25 protein-coding genes are annotated in these 24,642 nt (G+C 66.8%); 4 read left to right on the forward strand and 21 right to left on the reverse strand.

What is annotated here, in order from left to right:
- Positions 1–13: 13 nt before the first annotated feature.
- The 6 genes from KRX55_RS04720 to KRX55_RS04745 all read right to left on the reverse strand — a co-directional run bounded on the left by KRX55_RS04720 (position 14) and on the right by KRX55_RS04745 (position 6,090).
- A complete protein-coding gene (locus KRX55_RS04720; protein ID WP_218406641.1) occupies positions 14–799 on the reverse strand; it encodes an IclR family transcriptional regulator domain-containing protein in 786 nt (261 codons plus the stop codon).
- 127 nt (positions 800–926) lie between these two features.
- Positions 927–2,063, reverse strand: coding sequence for a cysteine desulfurase family protein (locus KRX55_RS04725; protein WP_370625750.1), 1,137 nt, complete (start codon positions 2,061–2,063; stop codon positions 927–929).
- Between the two features lie 3 nt (positions 2,064–2,066).
- On the reverse strand, positions 2,067–3,026 hold the full coding sequence (locus tag KRX55_RS04730) for an electron transfer flavoprotein subunit alpha/FixB family protein (RefSeq protein WP_218406642.1): 960 nt from the start codon (positions 3,024–3,026) through the stop codon (positions 2,067–2,069).
- 50 nt (positions 3,027–3,076) lie between these two features.
- On the reverse strand, positions 3,077–3,892 hold the full coding sequence (locus KRX55_RS04735; protein ID WP_218406643.1) for an electron transfer flavoprotein subunit beta/FixA family protein: 816 nt from the start codon (positions 3,890–3,892) through the stop codon (positions 3,077–3,079).
- A 152-nt stretch (positions 3,893–4,044) separates the two neighbouring features.
- Positions 4,045–5,232 (reverse strand): class I SAM-dependent methyltransferase, encoded by a 1,188-nt coding sequence (locus tag KRX55_RS04740; RefSeq protein ID WP_218406644.1) that lies wholly within the window; start codon positions 5,230–5,232, stop codon positions 4,045–4,047.
- Positions 5,233–6,090, reverse strand: coding sequence for an ABC transporter ATP-binding protein (locus tag KRX55_RS04745; RefSeq protein WP_218406645.1), 858 nt, complete (start codon positions 6,088–6,090; stop codon positions 5,233–5,235).
- 217 nt (positions 6,091–6,307) lie between these two features.
- On the opposite strand from KRX55_RS04745, the gene KRX55_RS04750 reads away from it, so the two are divergent.
- From KRX55_RS04750 to glgB, 3 genes are all read left to right on the forward strand, one after another.
- A complete protein-coding gene (locus KRX55_RS04750) occupies positions 6,308–7,054 on the forward strand; it encodes an iron transporter (protein WP_218406646.1) in 747 nt (248 codons plus the stop codon).
- 205 nt (positions 7,055–7,259) lie between these two features.
- The gene (locus tag KRX55_RS04755; protein WP_218406647.1) at positions 7,260–9,293 is read left to right on the forward strand and encodes an alpha-1,4-glucan--maltose-1-phosphate maltosyltransferase; all 2,034 of its coding nucleotides are present in this window, start codon (positions 7,260–7,262) and stop codon (positions 9,291–9,293) included.
- A 100-nt stretch (positions 9,294–9,393) separates the two neighbouring features.
- A complete protein-coding gene (gene glgB, locus KRX55_RS04760) occupies positions 9,394–11,595 on the forward strand; it encodes a 1,4-alpha-glucan branching protein GlgB (RefSeq protein ID WP_218406648.1) in 2,202 nt (733 codons plus the stop codon).
- A 91-nt stretch (positions 11,596–11,686) separates the two neighbouring features.
- Here glgB and KRX55_RS04765 read toward each other — a convergent pair whose 3' ends face one another.
- Positions 11,687–12,616, reverse strand: coding sequence for a tetratricopeptide repeat protein (locus KRX55_RS04765; protein WP_218406649.1), 930 nt, complete (start codon positions 12,614–12,616; stop codon positions 11,687–11,689).
- Positions 12,613–12,939, reverse strand: coding sequence for a thiamine-binding protein (locus KRX55_RS04770; protein ID WP_200258894.1), 327 nt, complete (start codon positions 12,937–12,939; stop codon positions 12,613–12,615). The genes KRX55_RS04765 and KRX55_RS04770 overlap by 4 nt, the downstream gene beginning before the upstream one ends.
- Before the next feature lie 70 nt (positions 12,940–13,009).
- Here KRX55_RS04770 and mce point away from each other — a divergent pair, with 70 nt between their 5' ends.
- On the forward strand, positions 13,010–13,471 hold the full coding sequence (mce, locus tag KRX55_RS04775; protein WP_218406650.1) for a methylmalonyl-CoA epimerase: 462 nt from the start codon (positions 13,010–13,012) through the stop codon (positions 13,469–13,471).
- Here the strand turns inward: mce and KRX55_RS04780 are convergent.
- The 13 genes from KRX55_RS04780 to KRX55_RS04840 all read right to left on the reverse strand — a co-directional run bounded on the left by KRX55_RS04780 (position 13,468) and on the right by KRX55_RS04840 (position 24,642).
- Complete coding sequence (locus KRX55_RS04780) at positions 13,468–13,782, reverse strand: hypothetical protein (RefSeq protein ID WP_255567561.1); 315 nt, start codon at positions 13,780–13,782, stop codon at positions 13,468–13,470. The two genes, mce and KRX55_RS04780, sit on opposite strands and share 4 nt — an antisense overlap.
- Positions 13,782–14,477 (reverse strand): endonuclease NucS, encoded by a 696-nt coding sequence (gene nucS / locus KRX55_RS04785; RefSeq protein WP_218406651.1) that lies wholly within the window; start codon positions 14,475–14,477, stop codon positions 13,782–13,784. The genes KRX55_RS04780 and nucS overlap by 1 nt, the downstream gene beginning before the upstream one ends.
- Positions 14,478–14,528: 51 nt before the next feature.
- Complete coding sequence (locus KRX55_RS04790; protein WP_218406652.1) at positions 14,529–14,963, reverse strand: DUF2550 domain-containing protein; 435 nt, start codon at positions 14,961–14,963, stop codon at positions 14,529–14,531.
- Positions 14,964–15,267: 304 nt separating this feature from the next.
- On the reverse strand, positions 15,268–15,639 hold the full coding sequence (locus tag KRX55_RS04795) for a F0F1 ATP synthase subunit epsilon (protein WP_218406653.1): 372 nt from the start codon (positions 15,637–15,639) through the stop codon (positions 15,268–15,270).
- A gap of 13 nt (positions 15,640–15,652) precedes the next feature.
- On the reverse strand, positions 15,653–17,098 hold the full coding sequence (atpD, locus tag KRX55_RS04800; protein WP_198735648.1) for a F0F1 ATP synthase subunit beta: 1,446 nt from the start codon (positions 17,096–17,098) through the stop codon (positions 15,653–15,655).
- A gap of 3 nt (positions 17,099–17,101) precedes the next feature.
- Positions 17,102–18,082, reverse strand: coding sequence for a F0F1 ATP synthase subunit gamma (locus KRX55_RS04805; protein ID WP_218406654.1), 981 nt, complete (start codon positions 18,080–18,082; stop codon positions 17,102–17,104).
- Positions 18,083–18,134: 52 nt separating this feature from the next.
- On the reverse strand, positions 18,135–19,778 hold the full coding sequence (gene atpA / locus KRX55_RS04810; RefSeq protein WP_218406728.1) for a F0F1 ATP synthase subunit alpha: 1,644 nt from the start codon (positions 19,776–19,778) through the stop codon (positions 18,135–18,137).
- A gap of 69 nt (positions 19,779–19,847) precedes the next feature.
- Positions 19,848–20,666 carry a F0F1 ATP synthase subunit delta gene (locus KRX55_RS04815; protein ID WP_218406655.1) on the reverse strand — a complete coding sequence of 273 codons (819 nt, stop codon included), beginning with the start codon at positions 20,664–20,666 and terminating at the stop codon, positions 19,848–19,850.
- 5 nt (positions 20,667–20,671) lie between these two features.
- Positions 20,672–21,250, reverse strand: a complete 579-nt coding sequence (locus KRX55_RS04820) for a F0F1 ATP synthase subunit B (RefSeq protein WP_218406656.1) — start codon at positions 21,248–21,250, stop codon at positions 20,672–20,674.
- Positions 21,251–21,299: 49 nt separating this feature from the next.
- Positions 21,300–21,539, reverse strand: a complete 240-nt coding sequence (locus KRX55_RS04825; RefSeq protein ID WP_198737374.1) for an ATP synthase F0 subunit C — start codon at positions 21,537–21,539, stop codon at positions 21,300–21,302.
- Positions 21,540–21,710: 171 nt separating this feature from the next.
- Positions 21,711–22,523, reverse strand: coding sequence for a F0F1 ATP synthase subunit A (atpB, locus tag KRX55_RS04830; RefSeq protein ID WP_218406729.1), 813 nt, complete (start codon positions 22,521–22,523; stop codon positions 21,711–21,713).
- 504 nt (positions 22,524–23,027) lie between these two features.
- On the reverse strand, positions 23,028–23,456 hold the full coding sequence (locus KRX55_RS04835; RefSeq protein ID WP_218406657.1) for a hypothetical protein: 429 nt from the start codon (positions 23,454–23,456) through the stop codon (positions 23,028–23,030).
- Between the two features lie 34 nt (positions 23,457–23,490).
- Complete coding sequence (locus KRX55_RS04840) at positions 23,491–24,642, reverse strand: glycosyltransferase family 4 protein (protein WP_218406658.1); 1,152 nt, start codon at positions 24,640–24,642, stop codon at positions 23,491–23,493.

Below are 24,642 nucleotides of genomic sequence, written 5' to 3' on the forward strand. Positions count from 1 at the left end.
CCCGGCGCCTGGGTCACGTCGACGATGTCGCGACCCGGAGATCTGCCTCGATCCTCCCCGCGGCCTCGCGAAGATGAGGGAGCAGGTCCGAGGACAGCTGCGGGAGTGTGTACTGGGCGGTCTGCGTCGACGTGTTGATCGCGGCCACCACGGCACCGGTCGGGTCGTGAACCGGCACCGCCAACGACGTGAGCCCGATCTCCAGTTCCGAGGACACCACAGCGAAGTCACGCTTCCGTACGTCCCCGAGCTCCCGTTTCAGCTCCGCAGCGTCGCCGATGCTGTACCGGGTCAGGCGGGTGAAGTTCATTTCGGCGATGAGATCGTCGAGTTCCTCTTCCCTCAGGCCTGCGAGAAGCACGCGTCCCATGGAAGTGAGATGCGCCGGAAACCGCGTTCCGATGCTGATGCCCACCGTCATGATCCGACTCACCGCGACCCTCGACACATAGACGATATCGGCCCCGTCGAGGACCGCCATGGAGGCCGATTCCCCCGTCGTCGTCCGGAGCTGTTCCAGATGGGGTTGCGCCACCGCGGTCAGTGGCTGGGTCGACAGATAGGAGTACCCGAGCTCGAGGCACTTCGGTGTCAGCCAGAACCGCGAACCATCGCCGTCGGCGTAGCCGAGATCCTTCAGCGTCAGGAGGAAGCGGCGCGCGGTCGCCCGGGTCAGCCCCGTGGCCCGGGCCACCTCGGACAGGGTCTGCCGGGAGGATTCCGTAGAGAAGCTGCACAGGACCTGCAGCCCCCGTGCCAGGGACTGGACATGGTCGGTGGATCGAGCGGATTCTGACATCGTGGTCCTTCGGCGGCTCGTCGCACCGCCGGGATCCGTTTCCCGGCTCCGACGGTGTCTTCGGTTGGTCTGAGTATAAATGGTGGTGGAATCCATCCGATCGACGGTCCGTACCCGGCGACAACCGTCAGGCCATACCCGCGAGCCTCGCGCGGGCGACCACGTCGGCGATGACCCCGAGCACCCGGTCAACGTCGGATTCCGTGCTCGTGGAACCGAGTGTGAAACGCACGGCCCCGCGGGCGTCATGCTCACTGACCCCCATCGCGAGCAGCACGTCACTGGCCCTGTTGACTCCGGCGGAGCAGGCGGATCCCGTGGAGCAGGCGATCCCCGCGCTGTCGAGCAGCATGATCAGGCTGTCGCCTTCCGCACCGGGGAAGGACACGTGCAGGTGCCCCGGGAGCCGGTCGACGTCCGCGCCGTGGACCAGGACGTCGTCGACGCGGTCCAGGATCCCGGCCTGCAGCCGGTCGCGCAGTTCGGCGGTCCGGGTGGCGGCCCCGCTCAATTCGGAGACCGCCTCGGTGAGGGCCGCGGCGGTCGCCACGGCACCCGCCACGTCGGCGGTGCCGGGTCGGATGCCGCGTTCCTGTCCCCCGCCGAACAACACCGGTGCCGGCGCGGGTGAGCGTCTGGCGAGGAGCAGTCCCACCCCGCGTGGCCCGCCGAACTTGTGCGCCGCCGCGGCGAGCGTGGTCGCGCCGAGTGCGGCGAAGTTCACGGGCAGATGTCCGACGACCTGGGTCGCGTCCACGTGCACCGGTGTCCCGGCGGCGGCTGCGCGGGCGCAGATCTCGGATACGGGCTGGATCGCGCCGGTCTCGTTGTTGGCCCACATGCACGTGGCCAGTGACGCCCGTGTGTCCAGGCGGGGGTCCGGGACGACCACGCCACCGGGCCCCACGGGAAGTAGGTCGAGACCGGCACCCTCCCCGGCCAGTGCCTTGACCGTCTCCGCGACGGCCGGGTGTTCGATCGGGGTGGAGATGATCCTTCCCCGACCTCCGGCACGCCAGAGCCCCTGGACGGCGATGTTGCAGCTCTCGGTGCCTGACCCGGTGAAGATGACCTCGATCGGTTCACAGCCGAGGGCGTGGGCGATCCGTTCTCTGGCTTCCTCGAGGGCCGCCCGGGCGAGACGTCCGGAGGCGTACTGGCCGGCGGGGTTGAGCAGTCGCGCGGTATCCGCCCACGCGTCCACGGCGCACGGACGGATCGGGGCGGTCGCCGCATGGTCGAGGTAGTGCAGCGATTCCGGCACGGATCAACCCCGCCTGCGGCGCGTGATCTCCTCGGTGAGCGCCGGAGCGATGCTGAACAGGTCCCCCACGACGCCGAGGTCTGCGATCTCGAACAGGGGCGCGTCCTCGTCGTTGTTGACGACGACGATGGTCCTGGAGGTCTGCATGCCGGCCTTGTGCTGGATGGCGCCGGAGATGCCGAGACCGATGTAGAGCTCCGGTGCGACGGACACACCGGTCTGGCCGATCTGGTACTGACCGCCGTACCAGTCGTGGTCGATGGCGTCACGGGTGGCGCCGACGGCTCCGCCGAGCGCGTCGGCGAGGGGTTCGACGATGTCGGTGAAGCCTTCGGCGGACCCGACACCGCGTCCACCGGCGACGACGATCTTCGCCTGCGCGAGGGCGGGCCGCTCGCCGCGTTCGGCGGGGATGAATCCGGTGACACGGACGTCCTTCTCCCCTGCGCCGGGCAGTTCGAGGGTCACTAGTTCACCGGCACCGGGACGGGGTTCCGCGTCGACGGCTCCGGCGCGCACGGCGTAGATGGGGCACTCGCCGCCGACTGCGGCCGTGACGGAGACCGTGTCACCGAAGATGGACTGTTGCGCGGTCCGGTCGGCGTTGACCCCGACGACGTCGCACAGGACACCGGAGCCCAGGCGTACGGCGAGGCGGGCGGCGATCTCGTCTCCGGCGGGTGACGAGGGGACGAGGACCGGGGCGGGGTTCGAGGACGCGAGGATCGAGAGGGCGTCGACGGCGGGAAGGACGAGCCGCTCCCCGACGTCCGCCCCCTCGGCGGCGACGATCTGGTCGGCACCCGCCGCGGCCAGGGCCCCGGCCAGCGGAGCCACGGTTCCCGGGGCTCCGACGACGACGGCGCTGACGGCCCCGAATGCGCGGGCGGCGGTGATCAGTTCTGCGGTGACTTCGTCGAGCGCGCCGTCGGTGTGCTCGACCAGTACGTATGCGTGGGACATTGCGGGTTCTACTCCTGGGGTTGCGTGGATCTGCGGGGCGGGGCGTGCGACTAGATGAGGTTCCGGGACTCGAGGAAGTCGGCGATGGCGACGGCGGCCCGGCCGTTGTCGCGGATGATCTCACCCTGGCTGCGCTCGGGGCGTTCGGCGGCGGCCGTGACCGCAGTCGCGGCGTGGGCTCCCCCGACCTGTTCCGCGGTGGCGGCGGTGTCCGCCAGGGACAGGCGTGTGATCTGGGCCTTCTTCGCGGCCATGATGCCCTTGAAGTTGGGGAACCGGGGACGGTCGGCCTGGTCGGTGACCGAGATGATCGCCGGGAGGGTGGCGGCGAGCTCGAACTCACCCCGCGGGGTCTCCCGGACACCGGTGACGATCCCCTCTGCGGCGTTGACGGTGGCGCTGCGCAGGTGGGTCAGCGCGGGGATGGTGCGGTACTCGGAGAGGATTCCAGCCATTCCCCCCATCAGTCCGTCCGAGGACCGGTTTCCGGTGACGATGAGCTTGAGGTCGTCCAGCCCCAGGACGGACATCGCCGCATCGATAGCGCAGGTCAACGACCATGCCGTACCGGGCAGATCCGAACCGGCGATGCCCTCGTCGGACAGCAGGACGGCATCGTCGACGCCCATGGCGAGCGCCTTGCGCAGCGCCTCCTCCGCTCGGCCGGTTCCCGCGGTGAGGGCGACGACCCGCCATCCCGCGTCGGCGTCCGCCTCGCGGATCTTCAGCGCCTGCTCGACGGCGTACTCGTTGATCTCGTCGATGACCTCATCGACGTTGTCGCGGTCGAGGGTGAAGTCCTCGGCCAGCTTCTTCTGCGACCAGGTGTCGGGGACGTGCTTGACCAGTACCACGATCGTGGGCATGCGGTGTGGGCCTTCCTTGTTTTTCAGGTGTGACGGGTTTCGTGGTCGTCCGTGGGTCGACCCTCCGGCGCCGGAGGGGACACCACGGCTCCCAGGCTGGCCGCCAGTCTAGCCGCCGTCGACGCTCCCGTCGCCACCGGGCGAACAACCTGTCAGCTGCGGTCAACGCCCCCGGTCCGGGGACCACAGACCAGGGCGACCCCGGCCGAACCGATCCGGGTCACCACGACGGCCATGGGGCGTTCACCGGCGGGTTTGAGGTTCCGGCGGAGTTTGTCCGGATCGATGTCCACGCCACGCACGAGTATCTCCAGCGCGCCGCATCCGTGATTCCGGAGAACCGCCTTCAGCTTCTTCAGCGGCACCTGTTCGATGAATGGAAATCCGGTCCTGCCCTCCGGGATACGGTCACCGGTGAGGTGGGCGATCCGGTCGTCGAGCATCCACAGGCCCTCGCGCAGTGCGTAGTGGCGGACCAGCCCCGCACGGACGACGGCACCGTCGGGGTCGATGATGTACCGGCCGGGTGGACCGGTGAGACTCTCCCCGTCACCGTCACCGGAGAGATCGGTGATCCGGTCGAGGCGCGGTCCGGTCCCCGCCTTCGTGGAGATCATCACCGCCTCGCGCCGCTCACCGCCACCGAGTTGCGGCGAATACAGGCACGCCTCCTTGACTCCGCCGTCGACGCTGACGACACTCACGGGGCCGTCCCATCCACTGAAATCCAGCCCCGGTGCGCACTTCACCGCCACCGGGGTCCCGGCGTGGGCGGCGATCAGGGCGGGCAGCGGTGGTAGCAGCTGGTCGGGGCGGGTGATGCGACGCCCTCCCGCCCGGCGTGCGGGGTCGGCCACGACGACGTCGACGGCCCCCGGGCTCAGGGCCGGGACCAGGGCGTCCGCGACCACGACGCCCGCTCCGGTGTTGACCCGGGCCATCCGGGCCCGGACGGGGTCGAGGTCGGATCCGGTGACGGCCAGCCCCGCGTCGGCCAGCGGTGGCAGTTCGGTGCCGATGGAGCAGGTCACGTCGTGCACACGGGCACCCGCGCCGAGGTGTTCAGCGATCCGTCGCGCCCGGACGGCGACGACGACGGGCGGGGTCGCCTGCTGTGCGGATTCACCGCACATCAGCCAGTCGGAGGGCAGCTTGCCTGCGGACGAACGGCGCGCGGTGACGAGTTCGGTGACGGCGCGCGCGTGCCCACCGAAGTGCCTGCGGAGGACCTCGGTGTCGGCGATGAGGCTGCGGCGGGTGAGCGCGAGTTCCGCGGTGACCTCCGCGATCTGCGCGCGGTGGGACCGGAGGAAGTCGACCTCCTCGAGCGTGTACGACATCTACTTCCGGTGGCTCCCACGCCCGGCGCGGGGTGCCCGCCGGGCGAAGTAGCGTCCGTCGATCCGGTCGAGCTGGATCGGCTGGTGGAACGCGCGGGTGAGGTTCTCTCCGGTGAGGACGTCATCGATGAGCCCCTGCGCGACCACGGCCCCCTCGTCGAGGAGCATCGCGTGGGTGAAGCCTGCGGGGATCTCCTCGACGTGGTGGGTGATCATCACGATCGCCGGGGCGTCGGGATCGAGCGCGAGTTCCCCCAGGTGCCCGACGAGGTCCTCCCGCCCGCCCAGATCCAGGCCGGCGCCTGGTTCGTCGAGGAGGAGGAGCTCCGGGTTGGTCATGAGTGCGCGGGCGATCAGAACGCGTTTGCGCTCCCCCTCTGACAGGGTCCCCCACGTGCGCCCCTGCAGGTGGTACGCGCCCACCTGCTCGAGGATGGTGCGGGCCTGCTCGAGGTCGCGCTCGTCGTACTCCTCGCGCCACCTGCCGAGGATGGCGTAGCCCGCGGAGACCACGAGGTCCCCCACCTCCTCGGTCGGGGGGATGCGATTGCCGAGGGCGGCGGACGACACCCCGATCATGGCCCGGAGGTCACGCATGTCGGTGCGCCCGATCCGCTCCCCCATGATGAAGGCAACCCCGTCGGAGGGGTACTCCTCGGCCGCCGCCATCCGGAGGAGGGTCGTCTTCCCCGCTCCGTTCGGTCCGATGATCACCCACCGCTCGTCGAGTTCCACCTGCCAGGTGACATCCCCGACGAGTGTTGCCCCGTCACGGACGAAGGACACGTCGCGGAAGTCGATGAGCAGGTCCAGGTCGGTTTCGGTCTCATTCACAGTCACCCCTCCATCATGGACCATCCGGAACCGGTTGGGCGTCTGCCACGTCCGGGGTGGAAACCGCACCCCCCTTTGACTTGAAGGTGAGCCAAACCTATCATCGACCCCGTTCGGGCAGTCCCTTTTCAGGGATCTGGTCCCGATTTCCATGGTTCCTCCGAGCCGGGTCGCCTGAGACACCTCGCCTCCCCCTGTCCCGACCGAGACCACCATCCACCATTTTCCACAGGGAGAAGAGATGAATAAGCGCCTGATGAGGAAGGCTGCGGCCATCGCTGTCGCCGCCACCACAATCACAACCACGCTGACAGCCTGCAGTTCGGACGGCACCGAGGGATCCGCCGAGGAATCCACCACCACAGCTGCCGCGGCGACCTCCGGGCAGTCCGGTGAACAGGCCGGGGACCCCCGTCTGGAGGCCTCCGTGTGCGGCACCCCGGAGGATGACGGTGAGAACCACGAGATCCCGATCGGTTCCACGACCGCGGGCCCCTTCGACATCGACGCGGCGTACTTCCAGCCCGCCTACATGAACAACAACGGCGACAGCATGCCCTCGTACAGGGACTCGATCGCCCACATCGAAGCGGACGTCAAGACCAACGAGAAGGGCGAGGACTACGGTTGGTCCGTCGGGGAGACCCCCGCGGATCTCCGGATCAGTTACAAGATCACGGACGCGGACGGCAAGGAGATCGTGTCAGGCAAGTTCATGGAGATGAACGCGGTCGACGGCTCTCACTACGGAACGAACATCCCCCGGACCGCCGAAGCCAAGGGCCTGGTCGGAACGCTCGACGACCCCGCACACCTCACCCTGACGCTCAAGGTCGAGGCCCCGGAGCACTACCCGCTGCACATCGACCGCAGGACCGGTGTCAAGGAACACGAATGGTTCAAACCGATCACCGTCAAGATGGAGATGCTCTACACCGGTGAGCAGCTCAAGTGCATCGTGGATGATCCGGTAGCGGACAACTCCTGACAGTCCCCCCCATCCGGCATGCGGAACCCCGGGCACCATGACGGGTGCCCGGGGTTCCGCATGCCGGGGTCGGAATCAGGCGGGTACATCCGGGAGCACTCAACTAGACTTGGTTGAGCACCGGTGGATCGACCGCGGCACCCCGTCGATCCACCGTCCACCGGCGTGAGCCGGGGTAAACCGGACAACCACGAATGAGGAAACAGTGACTAATCGCCTTGGCCTAGATGATGTCCGCCCCGTGATCTCCGGGGGTCGACACCCCACGAAGGCTGTGGTCGGTGAGGTGGTACCGATCTCAGGTCTGGCGTGGCGCGAGGGACACGACGCGATCTCCGCCACCCTCAACGTCCGGGGCCCCGAAGCCTCGCCCGGGTTCCGGCGTACCGTCCGCATCCCGATGCACACCAGCCCGCACGACGAGGACCAGGTCAACGCCGTCGTCATCCCGGATGCTCCGGGGACGTGGACCTTCCGCATCGACGTCTGGTCGGACCCGGTCGCCACCTGGCGGCACGCGGTAACCTCCAAGATCGACGCCGGCCAGACCCGCGCGGACCTGGCCAACGACCTGGAGATCGGCGCGCGCCTGTTCCTCCGTGCCGCCGAGGGGGCTCCGAAGAAGCGCCGTCCCGAATTCACGTCCGTGGTCGAGAGTCTCCGCCGGGAGGACGTCTCCCCCGCCGAGGCTGTGGCCCCCGCCTTCGAAGCGGACTTCGTCGACCTCCTGGACAGCCATCCCCTCCGCGAACTGCTGACCCGCGGCATCACCCGTAAGATCAAGGTCGAACGCCCGAAGGCGCTGTTCAGCTCCTGGTACGAGTTCTTCCCGCGGTCGACCGGCGGCGTCGACGAGGACGGCCGGCCGGTGCACGGCACCTTCGCCACCGCAGCCGCCGAACTCGACCGCGTCGCCGGAATGGGCTTCGACACCGTCTACTTCCCGCCGATCCACCCCATCGGTGAGATCAACCGCAAGGGCCGCAACAACACACTCACCCCCACTCCTGAGGATGTCGGTTCACCGTGGGCCATCGGCTCCACCGCCGGCGGCCACGACGCCGTGCACCCCGCGCTGGGCACCATCGACGACTTCGACGCTCTCGTGTCCCGCGCGGAGGAACTCGGTCTGGAGGTCGCCCTCGACCTCGCGCTGCAGTGCGCCCCGGATCACCCCTGGGCCGCGGAGCATCCCGAGTGGTTCACGGTCCTGCCCGACGGCTCGATCGCCTACGCGGAGAACCCCCCGAAGAAGTACCAGGACATCTACCCCCTGAACTTCGACAACGACCCCGACGGGCTCTACCGGGAGGTCCTCCGGGTGGTGCTGTTCTGGGTCGGCCACGGCGTCACCACGTTCCGCGTGGACAACCCGCACACCAAGCCGGCCAACTTCTGGGAATGGCTCATCAACGCCGTCCACGAGAAGCACCCGGAGGTCATCTTCCTCGCCGAGGCCTTCACCCGCCGGCCCCGCCTGTACGGTCTGGCGAAGGCGGGATTCAGCCAGTCCTACACCTACTTCACGTGGCAGACCACGAAACGGGAGCTGACCGAGTTCGGCCAGGAGATCTCCCGGATGGCGGATGTGTGCCGCCCCAATCTCTTCGTCAACACCCCGGACATCCTGCACGCCTCACTGCAGTACGGGGGACGCGGTATGTTCGCCCTGCGGGCCGTACTCGCGGCGACGATGTCGCCGCTGTGGGGCGTCTACTCCGGCTACGAGCTCTACGAGCACCGGGCTCTCAAGCCCGGCAGCGAGGAGTACCTGGACAGCGAGAAGTTCGAGCTCCGCCCGAGGGACTACGCCGCCGCGGAGGAATCCGGCGACTCACTCTCGGTGTTCATCGGCACCCTCAACCGGGTCCGCCGCGAACACCCCGCCCTGCAGCAGCTCCGGATCCTGGACTTCCACGCGACCGACTCCGACCAGATCATCGCCTACTCGAAGGTCGATCCGGTGTCCGGTGACGCGGTCCTCGTCGTGGTCAACCTCGACCCCTACAACGCGGTGGAGACGACGGTCCATCTCGACCTCGAACGCCTGGGGCTCGACCCGGGCGCGATGTTCGACGTCCACGATGAGATCAGCGGCGCCGACTACCTCTGGGGCGAGCACAACTACGTCCGCCTCGAACCGTGGAACAACGTCGCGCACCTCCTCATCCTCCCCACGGTGGACCCCGAACGCCGCGAGCAACTCGCCTGGCGCCGGATCGACCGCTACCGGGCCTAGCTTCCCGCCCGGGTGCCGCGTACCGTGCAACAGCAGCGGCCCGCCCCGGGCGCCGATCCGCCAGCCCCGCGCCACAGTCAACCCCTCTAAGGACACCGCCATGAACTCCCCGAACGTCCCCGACCGACTCCTGATCGCCGACGGCGACTGGCAGCTGCTCTCGACCTGCCGCCACCACGACCCCCACGGCGTCTACGGCTGGCACCACACTGAGTCGGGTTCAGTGATCCGGACCCGCCAGATCGGAGCCGAACGGGTCCAGCTGCACGTGGAGGGACGCGAGCCCGTCGACATGCAGCCCATCGGCGACGACGTCTACGTCGCCGCCCTCCCGGACACCACCTCGGTAGCCTACGAACTGATCATCACCTGGTCCGGCGGGGGCACCGTGACCCGTGCCGACGGATACTGCTTCCTCCCGACGCTGGGCGAGACCGACATCCACCTGATCAACGAGGGACGCCACGAGCGCCTCTGGGAGGTACTCGGCGCGCGGGTCCGCCGCTACGACACGGTCCTCGGCCCCGTCATCGGCACCTCCTTCGCGGTGTGGGCGCCCAATGCGGCGGGCGTCGCCGTCATCGGCGACTTCAACGGCTGGAACCCGTCCCAGACGCCGATGCGCGCACTCGGATCCTCCGGTGTGTGGGAGGTGTTCGTTCCCGGCGTGTACGCCGGGGAGGTGTACAAGTACGCGATCCACACGCACGACGGCACCCGCCTCGACAAGGCGGACCCGATGGCACGCCTGACCGAGGCACCGCCCGCGACGGGCTCGATCGTCGCGGAATCGGACTACCGGTGGCGCGACTCCGGGTGGCTCGAGCAGCGCGACTCGACCGACTGGGACGCGTCCCCCATGAGCATCTACGAGGTGCATCTCGGTTCCTGGAAGTACGGCCTGACCTACACCGAGCTGGCGGATGAACTCGTCGACTACGTCGCCGACATGGGCTACACGCACGTCGAGTTCATGCCGGTCGCCGAGCACCCCTTCGGTGGTTCCTGGGGCTACCAGGTCACCGGCTACTACGCTCCCTCCTCGCGGTGGGGCACGGCGGATGAGTTCCGCGCACTGGTCGACGCCTTCCACGCCCGCGGCATCGGGGTCCTCGTCGACTGGGTTCCCGCACACTTCCCCAAGGACGAGTGGGCGCTCGCCCGGTTCGACGGCTCCGCACTCTACGAACACCCGGACTGGCGGCGCGGTGAACAGCTCGACTGGGGCACCTGCGTCTTCGACTTCGGCCGACCCGAGGTCCGTAACTTCCTGGTGGCCAACGCACTCTACTGGCTGGAGGAGTTCCACATCGACGGCCTGCGGGTCGACGCCGTGGCCTCGATGCTGTATCTCGACTACTCCCGCAAGGAGGGCGAGTGGCTGCCTAACGTCCACGGCGGCCGCGAGCACCTGGAGGCGGTGCAGTTCCTCCAGGAGATGAACGCGACGGTGCACCGCCACCACCCGGGCGCACTGACCATCGCCGAGGAGTCCACCTCCTGGCCGGGTGTGACCGCGCCGACCACCGAGGGCGGGCTCGGTTTCTCCATGAAATGGAACATGGGGTGGATGAACGACACGCTGCGGTACTTCGGTGAGGACCCGATCAACCGCAGCTGGCACCACAACGAGATCACCTTCTCACTGGTGTACGCGTTCTCCGAGAAGTTCATCCTGCCGATCAGCCACGACGAGGTCGTCCACGGGAAGGGCTCTCTGTGGGAGCGGATGCCCGGCGATTCCTGGAACAAAGCCGCCGGTGCCCGGACTCTGCTCGCCTACATGTGGGCGCACCCCGGCAAGCAGCTTCTGTTCCAGGGTCTCGAATGGGCGCAGACCTCCGAGTGGTCGGAGAGCCGCTCCCTCGACTGGGGCAATCTCTTCGGCTGGGAGGGCGAGTACCACACCGGCGTCCGTGACCTGGTGCGCGACATGAACCACCGCTACGTCGACGAACCGGCCCTCTACACCCGGGACTTCACCGGTGACGGGTTCGACTGGGTCAAGGCCGACGACGCCGAGAACAACATCCTCGCGTTCCTCCGTCACGGCGCCGGCGGCGAGAAGCTGCTCTGCGTCAGCAACCTCGGCGGCAACAGTCAGCTGTCCTACACCTTCGGACTGCCGGTCGGCGGCGACTGGGAACTCGTGCTCAACACCGACGCGGAGAACTACGCCGGTGCCGGGAACGACCTCCGCCGGGTCATCCACGCCGACGACTACGGCTGGGACGGCAAGCCGCACTCGGTGACCCTGCATGTGCCGGCGATGTCGACCCAGTGGTACCGCCACCGCGGCTAGGCCACCGGCTCCACCACATGACACGGTTGGTGCCCCGTGCAGTCCCCTGATGACAGGGGCCGCACGGGGCACCGTCTCGTTGATCGGTCGGTCAGAACAGGGCGCTGGCCATGCGGCCCCGGGCGGCGATGACCCGAGGATCGTCTGTGGCGAACAGCGCGAAGAGTTCCAGCAGCCGCTCCTTGACCGTGGCCTTCCGGTCGCCAGTGTTCGAGGCGAGCAACGTGATGAGCCGATCGAAGGCGGGTTCCGGATCACCCGCGGCGATGGCGGCGTCCGCGGCCGCGAAGGCCTTGTCGATGTCGGAGGGGTCCGCGTCGGCTTCGGCGACGGCGTCCACCGCGGGATCCGCCCCGGACAGGCGCTTGAGCAGACGGGCATTGTCCCGCGCGAGTTTCGCGTCCGTGTTCGCGGGTTCCTTCGCCAGGATGTCATCGTAGACGGCGATGGCCGCGTCGAAATCACCCTGCGCCATGGCGTCCTCCGCCGGAGCGAAGCGCGGGTCCCCCGGCTCCTCTTCGTCGGCGGAGTCCTCGGTGCCGTCCTGCTGCGGGAGCCCCTGGAGCTTCCCGGCGCAGGCCCCGACCACGGCGGCGGTCCACTCCTGGAGTGCGGACTGCGGCTGGCCGCCCTGGAAGTCCGCGAGCGGCCTTCCACCGGCTATGGCGACGACGGTCGGCAGCGCCGTGACGCCGAAGATCTGCGCCAGTTCGGGGGCGGCCTGTGCGTCGATGTACCCGAACAGCCAGTCATGTCCCGCGGCTGCGGCGAGATCCTTGAGATCGGTACGCAACTGCCGAGAGGATTCGACCTCATCCGAGCCGATGAGCAGGACGACCGGGACCTGCATGGACCGTTCGATCACCTCGGACTCGATGTTCGACCGGGTGACGGTGAAGGAGGTGGGGATCCCTCCCCCGGCGTTCCCTCCCCGGGACTGTGCCTGGGAGCGGGCCTCCGCCCGGGCCTTGATCTCGCCCAGGTCCACGGCTCCGGCGGTGAAACGTTCGGGAGTGGTCATAGTCCGTTCTCCTTTTCCTCGGCTGCGGCCAGGCGCCGGTTCACGGCGTCGACCTTGGCGGTCAGCTGACCAGTGTAGCCCGGTCGGATGTCGGCCTTGAGAACCAGCCCGACCCGCGGGGAGACGGCGACCACGGCGTCGGTGGCGCGTTTGACGACGTCCATGACCTCGTCCCACTCACCCTCGATGAGGGTGAACATGGCGTTGGTCTCGTTGGGTAGGCCGGAGGCGCGGACGACACGGACGGCTTCGGCGACGGCGTCCGCCATCTCCGCCTTGCTGCCGGGCGTTTCGGTGGGGGCGACTGAGAATGCGACGATCATGGCCCCAGGCTACCGAAGACCGCCGGGTGTTCCTCCGAACGAGGCCCGGTCGGGCTCCGACGGGAGTAAAATGGCCTGCATGAACAATCCCATCGATATCCCCCATGAGTACGTCACCTGCCTCGACCACGTCGGCATCGCGGTCCCCGACCTCGAGGCGGCTCTCGAGTTCTACCGGAGTGCCTTCGGCTGGGTGAACCTCCACCAGGAGACGAACGAGGAGCAGGGTGTCGTCGAGGCGATGGTCGGGCCCGCTGACCATGCGCCGACCGCCGGCGTCATCCAGCTCCTCGCACCGCTGAATGAGTCCTCCACCATCGCGAAGTTCCTGGAGAAGAAGGGGCCGGGCCTGCAGCAGATGTGTCTGCGCACCGACAACATGGACGCGTTGTGTGAACACCTCCGCGACAACGGTGTCCGCCTGCTCTACCCCGAGCCGAAGCGCGGCACCGGTGGTGCGAGGATCAACTTCGTCCACCCGAAGGACGCCGGCGGTGTCCTCCTCGAGCTCACCGAGCCCGCGTCCGATTAACGCCTTTCCCAGCAGTGCCGGTGCCAGTGCCGCCGGTCATCGGCGCCGCGCCCCAGATCCTTCGGCCACGCCACGATGTGTGCGACACCCGGCGGGATGTTCTGGTTGCAGCCGGGGCAGACGTAGAACTTCCTCGCTCCGGTCGACCCGATCCTCCGCACGAGGTGCGGCGCCCCACCGGTGTACGCCGGTCCGGGCATCTCCTGGGTCCCGTGGAACACCGCCCCGTCCCTCGGCAGCGGACGCGGGCCCTGCTGCGGGCTGGAGCGCCCGGTACGGCGCCCTCCCCTGGGATGATTGCGCCGGGGCATCAGAAGAGACGCAGCTCGGATGACTCGGTGCCCCGTAGCGCCTGGTAGTCGAGCACGACACACCTGATGCCGCGGTCCTCCGCGAGGGTCCGGGCCTGTGGCTTGATCTGCTGTGCGGCAAACACCCCGCGTACCGGTGCCAGGAGTTCATCCCTGTTGAGGAGCTCAAGGTACCGGGTCAGCTGTTCGACCCCGTCGATCTCGCCGCGCCGTTTGATCTCCACCGCCACCGCCTCGCCGGCGGCGTTCCGGCAGAGGATGTCGACCGGACCGATCGCGGTCGGGAACTCCCGACGGACGAGCGTGTACCCGTCGCCGAGGGTGGTGATCTGTTCGGCGAGAAGCTCCTGCAGGTGGGCCTCCACGCCGTCCTTGATCAGGCCGGGGTCCTGCCCGAGCTCGTGGGTGACGTCGGAGTGGATCTTCTCGATGGTGATCCGGAGCTGCTCGCCCCTGGAGTTCTCCACGATCCAGAGCGTGTGCCCCGCGTCGTCCTCGTCGACGTCGACCTCGACGGGCTCCTCCCGGAGCGTGCAGGGTGGCGTCATCCAGTTCAACGGTTTGTAGGCGCGGTCATCGGCGTGGACCGACACCGAACCGTCGGCTTTGACGAGGAGCAGTCTGTCGGCGGACGGGAGGTGCGCCTCCAGGCGTCCGATGTAGTCGACGGAACAACGGGCTATGACGAGTCGCATTCCTCGTAGTTTAGCGTGCCGTACCGCGCCGGTTGACGGCGCCCGCCACGGTCACCGGTCGAGCGGCCGGAACCGTCGTTCCTGCCGGGCGCTGGGTGCGGATTCGATCCAGGACGTCAGGGCGGTTTCACCGTGTCCGTCGAGGGCGAGTTCGTAGCGGTCGTCGAGGACGGACAACTCGATGATGCGGACACCTGCGGGCATGAACGTCATTTCGGCGACAGTTGGTTCCCGACGCTCCGTCACCTCGGCACCGGTGCGGGGGAACCGGAGATCGGCGGAGGGAGAGACGGAACGCAGCTTGTAGAACTCGAGGCCATCCCCCGAGTACCGGAGCGCACCGTGCCGCCATCCGTGGACCCCGACGGCCGGAAGTCTCCGCAGAAGGATGCCGCAGCCCGTCGCCCGGACTCTAAGGAAGCGCCATCCCGCGAGAACGACGAGAACGCACAGTGACGTGAACAGCCCGTACCAGAAGAATTCCACCGATCACTCCCTCTTGCCCAAGGTGCGGCGGCACAGCTCCGGAACGTCAGCGACGCTGACACCTGATGCACCGCTTTTCTGCGATCCTACCCGTGGCACGTCTGATCAACGAACTTCTGACGCCGGGGGTCCCCGGGGATTGAAAACGGCAGGTTGACGGGGGTAAACGAGCCAACCGTACCGGATGCGACCGGGAAGGTGGTCGACACGGCGGCGATCACACGCGGAAAAAAGACGACGTGCCCCGGGGAACCATTGATGGTTCCCCGGGGCACGTCGTGCGTGAAGGATCGAGCCGGAGGCTCTAACTCTCCTGACTCCGCCGGACGGCGCGCAGACCGGCTTCGGCGCGTGCCCTGGAGTCATGGTCGTCCTCGTTGAGGGCGATCTCCGCGGCGGCGGTGTCGACCTCGGACGCCCATTCGGCGTAGTCCGCGAGGATGGTGACCTTGTCCTTGGACACGGAGATGAACCCACCCTGGACGGCCGCGACGAGACGATCGCCCTCGGCCGGGCGGATGGTCACGACGCCATTCTCGATCAGTTGACCGAGCATCGGCTCGTGACCGGCGAGTACGCCGATCTCACCCTCGGTGGTCTGGGCCGTGACGATCGTGGCGTTGCCGGACCACAGTTTACGCTCCACGGCGACCAGTTCAGCGGCGATTTCAGCCATGAGACCCGCCCTTCTACTTTTCGTTCATCTTCTGGTACGCGGCCTCGACGTCATCCAGTCCACCCAGGCCGTTGAACGCCTGCTCCGGGTAGTGGTCGAAGTCGCCGCGGCAGATGCGCTCGAACGCCACGATGGTGTCCTCCAGCGGCACGTAGGACCCGGGGATACCGGTGAACTTCTCCGCGACGAAGAAGTTCTGGCCGAGGAAGCGCTCCAGGCGACGGGCGCGCTGGACGGTGATCTTGTCCTCCTCGGACAGCTCATCCATACCGAGGATGGCGATGATGTCCTGGAGTTCCTTGTTCTTCTGCAGGATGTTGATCACGCGCTGCGCGACGTTGTAGTGACGCTCACCGACGATACCGGGCTCGAGGATCCGCGACGTGGAGGTCAGCGGATTCACGGCCGGGTAGATGCCCTTCGAGGCGATCGAGCGGTCGAGCTCGGTGGTCGCGTCGAGGTGGGCGAAGGTGGTCGCCGGAGCCGGGTCGGTGTAGTCGTCGGCGGGCACGTAGACGGCCTGCAGAGAGGTGATCGAGCGGCCCTTCGTCGACGTGATGCGCTCCTGGAGCACACCCATCTCGTCGGCCAGGGTGGGCTGGTAGCCAACGGCGGAGGGCATACGACCCAGCAGGGTCGAGACCTCGGAGCCGGCCTGGGTGAAACGGAAGATGTTGTCGATGAACAGCAGCACGTCCTGGTGCTGGACGTCCCGGAAGTACTCCGCCATCGTCAGACCCGACAGCGCGACGCGCATACGGACTCCCGGCGGCTCGTCCATCTGGCCGAAGACGAGTGCGGTGTCCTGGAGAACCCCCATCTCCTCCATCTCGAGGAAGAGGTCGGTACCCTCACGGGTACGCTCACCGACGCCCGCGAACACGGACGTGCCGGAGAACTCACGCGCGATACGGGTGATCATCTCCTGGATGAGGACGGTCTTGCCGACGCCGGCGCCGCCGAACAGGCCGATCTTTCCACCCTTGACGTAAGGGGTCAGCAGGTCGATGACCTTGATGCCGGTCTCGAGGATCTCGGTCTTGCCCTCGAGCTGGTCGAAGGGCGGCGGATCGCGGTGGATGCCCCACTGCTCACCGTCGCGGCCGAGGCCCGGCTCGTCGAGGCAGTCACCGAGGGCGTTGAAGACGTGGCCCTTGACGACGTCGCCGACGGGGACGGAGATCGGGCGGCCGAGGTCGGTGACCTCCTGGCCGCGGACGAGTCCGTCGGTCGGTGCCATCGAGATGGTGCGCAGGAGGTTGTCACCCAGGTACTGGGCGACCTCGAGCGTGATGGTCTTGGCGACTGCCTCGAGCTTGATCTCGACAGTCAGTGCGTTGTACAGGGCCGGAAGCTCGCCGCGCGGGAATTCCACGTCGACGACCGGACCGATGACGCGCACGACACGGCCGGCGGTGGACGCCTGCTGTGTGTTCTGCTCCTGGAGAGCTGTAGTCATAATCTAGTCACTTTCTCCGCTTTCGGCGAGCGCTCCCGCGCCACCGACGATCTCTGTGATTTCCTGGGTGATCTGTGCCTGACGGGCCTGGTTGGCCACGCGCGAGAGGTCCTTGACCAGCTCGTTGGCGTTGTCGGTCGCAGACTTCATTGCGGTACGTCGGGACGCGGACTCGCTGGCCGCGGCTTCGAGGAGCATGGCGTAGAGACCACGCGAGACGTACTGCGGCAGCAGTGCGTCGAGCAGCTCCTCCGCGCTGGGCTCGAAGTCGTAGTCCGCCTCGATTCCGTTGGAGGACGATGCGAGCATGTCCTCCCCGGTGTCGATGTGGTCGAGCTCGATGATCGGCTCGATGGGGAGGAGCTGGTGCGCCCGGGCGTTCTGGGTCAGCATCGACTCGAACTCGGTGTAGACGACGTGCAGCTGGTCGAATCCCTGGATGGGTTCACCCTCCGCGGTCGACAGTCCCTCGCGCCACTTGGCGGTGCCCGCGGAACCGGCGACGAAACCGTCGATCAGGTGCCGGCGCATGCCGTGCGTCTCCTTGTATCCCGGATCCTGGGAGAAGCCGGTCCACGCTCCGGCGATGTTCTCGCCGCGGAAGCGGTAGTAGCTCAGTCCCTTGTTACCCGAGACGTAGAGGACAACTTCGTAGCCCTTGTCCTCGAGCATGCCCCGGAGTTCCGCGGCCTTCTTGAAGACGTTGTAGTTGTAGCCGCCGCACATACCGCGGTCACTGGTCACCACGAGAATCGCGGCCCGACGTCCGTTCTCGCGCTCACGGAGCATCGCATGGTCGAGTTCGGTGGCGGACGCGAGGCGTTCGATCACACGGTGGATCTCCTCGGCGTACGGCATCGAAGCCTCGACCCGCTGCTGGGCCTTCGTGATTCGCGAGGTGGCGATGAGCTCCTGGGCCTTGGTGATCTTCTTGGTCGAGTTCACCGACTTGATGCGGGAACGTAGCTCGCGAAGATTGGCCATGGTCTATCGCCTCCCTTCTTTTCCTTGGACGGTCATGGTGCGTGTCACGACCCTATTTCTTGGTTGCCTTGCGGGAGACGGTGATCTTGTTCTTCTTCAGATCGCCCTCCGCCAACGCCTCGACCTCGGGTTCGTTGATGACCGGGGTACCGTCCGTGGTCTGGAAGGTGCGCTTGAAGTCCTCGGTCGCTGAGACCAGGGTCTCCTTGGATTCGTCGGAGAACGCTGCTCCACCGGCGATCTGGTCGTAGACCTCGCCGGCGTTGCCGTGCAGGTACTCGTGGAGTTCGGTCTCGAAGCGGCGGACATCCTCGACGGGAACGTTGTCGAGGTGGCCCTCGCCTGCGAGCCAGATGGAGACCATCTGGTCCTCGACGGCCATCGGGTTGTTCTCGGACTGCTTGAGCAGCTCGACGAGACGCTGACCGCGTTCCAGCTGACGCTTGGACGCCGGATCCAGATCGGACGCGAAGGCCGCGAAGGCCTCCAGGTCACGGTAGGAGGCGAGGTCCAGACGCAGCGAACCGGACACCTTCTTCATGCCCTTGGTCTGTGCGGCGCCACCGACACGGGAAACGGAGACACCGACGTTGATGGCCGGGCGGACACCCTGGTTGAACAGGTCCGACTCCAGGAACACCTGACCGTCCGTGATGGAGATGACGTTGGTCGGAATGAAGGCCGAGACGTCGTTGGCCTTGGTCTCGATGATCGGCAGTGCCGTCATCGAGCCGGCGCCCATGTCGTCGGACAGCTTCGCGGCACGCTCCAGCAGACGGGAGTGCAGGTAGAACACGTCACCCGGGTATGCCTCACGGCCCGGCGGGCGGCGCAGCAGCAGGGAGATGGCACGGTAGGCCTCAGCCTGCTTCGTCAGGTCATCGTAGATGACCAGGACGTGCTTGTTGTTGTACATCCAGTGCTGCCCCAGGGCGGCACCGGCGAAGGGCGCGAGCCACTTGAAGCCCGCGGAGTCGGAGGCCGGAGCGGCGACGATCGTCGTGTACTCCAGAGCGCCGTGCTCCTCGAGGGTCTTCCGGATTCCGGCGATCGTGGAACCCTTCTGTCCGATGGCGACGTAGATGCAGCGGACCTGCTTCTTCTCGTCGCCGGACTCCCAGTTCGCCTTCTGGTTGAGGATGGTGTCCAGGCAGACCGCGGTCTTACCGGTCTTGCGGTCGCCGATGATCAGCTGACGCTGACCGCGACCGATCGGGGTCATCGCGTCGATGGCCTTGATACCGGTCTGGAGGGGCTCTTCGACGGGCTGACGCTGCAGCACCGAAGGGGCCTGAAGCTCGAGGACACGGTCCTCTTCAGCTTCGATGGCACCCATGCCGTCGATGGGCTCACCCAGGGGGTTGATCACGCGGCCGAGGAACTTGTCACCGACCGGGATGGACAGGACTTCTCCCGTCCGCTTAACTTCGTCGCCCTCTCTGAGACTCTCGTAGTTGCCCAGGACCACCACGCCGACGCGGTCGGTGTCGAGGTTCTGTGCGACGCCGATGACGCCGCCCGGGAACTCGAGCAGCTCATTCGTCATCACTGACGGGAGGCCCGAAACCTGGGCGATACCGTCAGCCGCCGAAATGACCACGCCGACCTCCTCACGGGAGGCCTCCGGGGAGTAGCTCGAGGTGTAATTCTCAATCGCGCTACGGATCTCGTCGGAGGAGATCGTCAGCTCCGCCATGTTCTTCCTGCTCTCGGTTGTTTCTTCCAGCATTATTTGTCTAGTTCTCCTGGTCGTAGTCGGCGCCGGTCACGGCAGTTTCGACCGCAGGCGTTGGAGCTTGCCTGAAGTGGAACCATCGATGACTTCCGAACCGACGCGGACGACCACACCACCGAGGAGGCTGGGGTCAACCTCAGAGTGGATGGACATCTCACGACCGTAGATCGTGCCCAGCTTGTCCCTCAGACCCTGCTCCTGCTCCGCAGTGAGCTGGGTCGCGGCGACCACGTGGGCGACCGTCCGGTTCTGCATGTCGGCGGCGAGTGCACTCAGTGCGGCGATGTCCTGGACGGGACCGTGGTCGCGTCGCGTGATCGCCTGGAGTGCCAGCGCCTCGGTCACCGGGGTGACCTTGCCGTACAGGACACTCGCCAGCAGTCCGCGTTTCGCGTCGGCTGTCGCCGTACGGTCGTCGAGGAGCTGGGTGAGCCGGGGCTGGTCGGTCAGGATGCGGGAGAGCCGGAAAAGCTCGTCCTCGACCTGTTCCAGTTGTCCCTGGCTCCGGGCCGACTCCAGCAGAGCGCGGCGGCCGAGTTCGACCAGTCCCTCACGCATCTCGCGCGGGGTGGACCAGGTCAGTTCAACCGCATCCACGAGGACCCTGAGGGTGGTGTCGGAGATCTTGCCGCCGAACACCTCCCGCACCAGTCCCACGCGCTGCTCGGCGGGGTTGGATACCTCCGCTGCAGCGACACGCAGGGCGCGGTCGCCGTCGAGGATCTCCACGACGTCGAAAAGCTCGGTTCCGGTCTGTGCGGCGGTGGCCACGGCGTTGCCCTGGCCGGACAGGATGGTGTCCAGATTGCGCGTCGCCTTCGCCAATGCCTCGCGGCTCGCTGCGTGCATGTCGCTCACTTTCCTGCCGGGGCCACGGTGTCGAGATCGGAGAGGAACTTGTCGATCGTCCCGGAGCGCTTGACGTTGTCGCCCAGCTGCTCACCGAGCAGACGCTCGGCCAGGTTGATCGAATTCTGTCCCATCTCGCGGCGCAGTTCGGTGACGACCTGCTCGCGCTGGGCCATCAGCTGCTTCTCACCGGACTCGATGATTCGGTTGCTTTCTTCGGTGGCCTGGGTCTTCATGTCCTCGATGATCTGCTTGCCCTTGGTGCGCGCGTCCTCGCGGATCTGCGCGGCTTCAGCACGAGCCTCAGCGAGCTGGGCGTTGTACTTCTCGAGGGCGGCCTTGGCTTCCGCCTGCGCGGCCTCGGCGCGCTGGATTCCGCCCTTGATGCGGTCCTCGCGCTCGACGAGCACTTCGCGGGCCTTCGGAAGAACGAACTTCCAGAAGCCGATCAGGATGACGATGAAGCACAGCGCCGACCAGACCATGTCGTAGGTGAACGGGAACAGCGGCGAAATCTGGCCGCTCAGCGGCAGATTTCCGTGCTCCGCGCCACCTTCGGCAAGGTGGTAAAGGTGGTTAGTCATAGGTCCTCACAGCTTTCGTTGTCGGCGTGGTTCTTCGCTGTTCAGTGGATCAGAACAAGAAGCCGGCGACGAGGCCGATGAGGGCGAGGGCCTCCACGAAGGCGATACCCAGGAACATGGTGGTACGCAGCTGGCCGGCCATCTCGGGCTGGCGCGCCATGCCCTCGAGGGTCTTGCCGACCAGGATGCCGATGCCGATGCCGGGGCCGATCGCGGCGAGGCCGTAGCCGATGGCGCCGAAACCGGAGAAGGAGGTGGCGGCTTCCTGCGCGAGGATGATCTCGTTCATTGGTGTGTCGTTCCCTTTCTTGAGCCAGGAAGGTTCATGTTCTTCCGGGCGAGGTGGTGATGATGGGGTATTCAGTTGACCGTTTTTTCGCCCCGGCCTGGGCCGGTGCAGGTCCGCCGTACCGGATATCCGGAACCACGGACCACCCGCCGCCCTCGGGCGGCGGGATTGTCAGTGTTCGTCCGCGTGCAACGACAGTTCGATGTAGACGGCACAGAGGAGCGCGAAGATGTACGCCTGCAGGAAGATGACCAGCAGCTCGAACAACGTGAACGCGACTCCGGCAAGGAAGGTCACACCACTCACGATGGTCCAGCCATTCAGCTGCCAGAAGAAGAAGTTCGTGGCGGAGAACAGCAGAACCAGAATGAGGTGACCAGCGAGCATGTTGGCCATGAGACGCAGTGTCAGCGTGGCCGGCCGCATGACGAACGTCGAGAAGAACTCGATCGGGATCGTCAGCAGGTGGAGTAACGGCGGAAGATTAGGAACCACCGTCGAGCACTTCACGTACTTGAAGAAGCCGTAACGCTTCACACCGGCGTAGATGAACGCGATGTAGCCGACGATCGCCAGCGTCAGCGGCATACCGATTCGAGCATTCGGGGAAATGTTCAGGCCCGGCACCACGGACGGCAGGTTCATCGCGAAGACGGTGAAGAAGATGGCCGTCAGCAACGGCAGAAAGCGACGACCCTCCCGCTTACCGAGGATCTCCTCGGCGATGTGGAGCCGGACGAAATCAAGGCCCATCTCCCCGACGCTCTGCAGCCGGGACGGAATCAGCTTGGGATTCCGCATGGCAACCGCGAAGAAGATGACGAGCAGAACCGCCATGAGCAGGCGGACGAACATCAGACGGTCGAGTGCGAATGCGCCGTTGAGGAAGTCGTGGAACCAGAGGTTCACGACATTCCCGTGCTCATCCACGTACCCCGGGAAAATTTCTTGGTCCAGGTCGGGCTTGTGGAACTCACCCTTCATGGACAGTGTCATAACGCTCAGCGTTCTCTCCCGTGTTCGGGCCGCACCCGACGTTTCTGCTTCTGGGTGCGGTGCGATGGACGTCTGAAAAATACCTGGACCGACCGCGGACTCCGTCGCACATCATCGCGGTGATCGCTGGGGCCCGTGTCAGTGGACACGCCACCCGGAGAGCGGCGCGACCGTGCGGACGAAAGCATGTCGGCACAGTGGCTCCGTGGACCCGGGGATCAGACTATCAGGTGCCGGGTACGTTTACCGAAGAATGCCCCGGGGGTGGCTGATGCCCCCCGGAAACAGGGGTGCGGCACACCCGTTCAGCGGGGAAAACACTCACCTGTAAGCTCTGTCACACGGGAAGTACGGGCGCTGCCGGGGGTAAATTCATGAACTTTCCGGTGTGAGGTCCGAACCCGCCTTCACGATGCCCCAAACCTCCTGGAGCACGCGCAACCTGCAGGGAACCCGGGAGCCCGGCGGGCGGGCCGGTGACCCTGCGTGTCACTACACGTACGTCGTGCGGGTCCGGACGATCCCCCAGGTCTCTGAACCGATCACCGCCACCATCGCGACGACCACGGTCGTGAACAGCGCCCTCCTGGAGTAGAAGTCGAGGTCCCTGAGGACGAAGAGCACGACGAGGAGGACCACCAGCTTCAGCAGCCAGCTGCCGAGAACGACGGCGGCGGTCGTCGACGGCGACTGCCCGCTCGTGACCAGGACGCTCAGCACGGTCATGAGGAGGAAGCCACCCCCGACACCCGCCCCGATGAGAACACCCCACAATCCGGGCATCCCGTCGAGGCTTCTCCACAATGTACCGAGCAGGAGCGTGGTCACCACGAGGGCGACCGCCCCCAGGCGTGCGGCCCGGATCAGCGGAACACGGTGGTCGTCGTACTGCGATTCGGGGGTCTGCTTCGTTTCACTCACGAGTGGGATACTACGTGACCGGAAGAGACCCCGGTTACGCGCTCTCCCGGTCACGGGAACGCTTGTCGAGCACAGGTGCGATCGTCGCGATGAACGCGAGGACGAGCGCGAGGAAGAAACCGAAGAGCGCGTCGTAGACCGGGAGCACGGTGAACGCGACGGCGCCGAACGCGACCGCGAATGTCCAGAGATAGATGGCCAGGGCGACCTGACGTGGTGTGTGTCCGTGGCGCATGAGCTGGTGGTGCAGATGGTTCTTGTCGGGCACAGCCATCGACTGTCCGGTCAGCAGGCGCCGCACCACGGTGATGACGAGCTCCGCGAGGGGGACACAGACACAGCCCGCGGCGACGATCACCGGTGCCATGACCGCGAACACGTCGGCGACGCCGTACAGGGAGAGATTGATCTTGCCGGAGGCAGAGGTCGAGGCGGCGGCCAGCAGCAGTCCGATCAGCATGCTCCCGGTGTCCCCCATGAAGATCCTCGCCGGCGCGAAGTTGTGCGGGAGAAAACCCAGGCACACGCCGACGAGCCCGGCCCCGATGATCGCGGGCGGGTACGCCGACACGGCTCCACCCTGGTCGTGGAGGATGGTCAGGGCGAAGGTGAGGATCGCTCCCCCGGTGATCATCCCCACCCCCGCCGCGAGGCCGTCACTGCCGTCGACGAAGTTGAGTGCGTTGATCAACGACACCGTGACGAAAGCGGTGAGCACGGTGGAGAGGACCTGGTCGAGGACCACGGTGGTTCCGCCGCCGAACGGGAGGTAGATCAACGTCCACGTCAGTCCCATCAGACTCATCACGACGGCCCCGAGTGTCTGCCCGATGAGCTTGGTCAGCGCGTCGAGCTCCAGGAAGTCGTCGAGGATGCCGACCATGACGATGACGAAACCGGCGCAGACCACCGCCCCCATCTCGGGCGTGATCGGTTGGAAGCCCCGGTTCAGTGCCGGCAGCTGCTGCGCCACGAACACCGCCACGAGGAAGCCGGTGAACATGGCGACCCCGCCCATCTGCGGCGTCGGGTGTTTGTGGACGTCCCGTTCCCGCACCGGATCGACCTTGCCCGCCCGGACGAGGATGTGCCGGATGATCCCGGTCGTCAGGTAGGTCACGGCGCAGGCGACAAGGAGAACCAGCCCGAGTTCACGCAGGGGAACCCCGGCACCTCCGGCGCCCAT

It is taken from the genome of Corynebacterium sp. TAE3-ERU16, assembly GCF_019209935.1.
Classification (GTDB): Bacteria; Actinomycetota; Actinomycetes; order Mycobacteriales; family Mycobacteriaceae; genus Corynebacterium; species Corynebacterium antarcticum.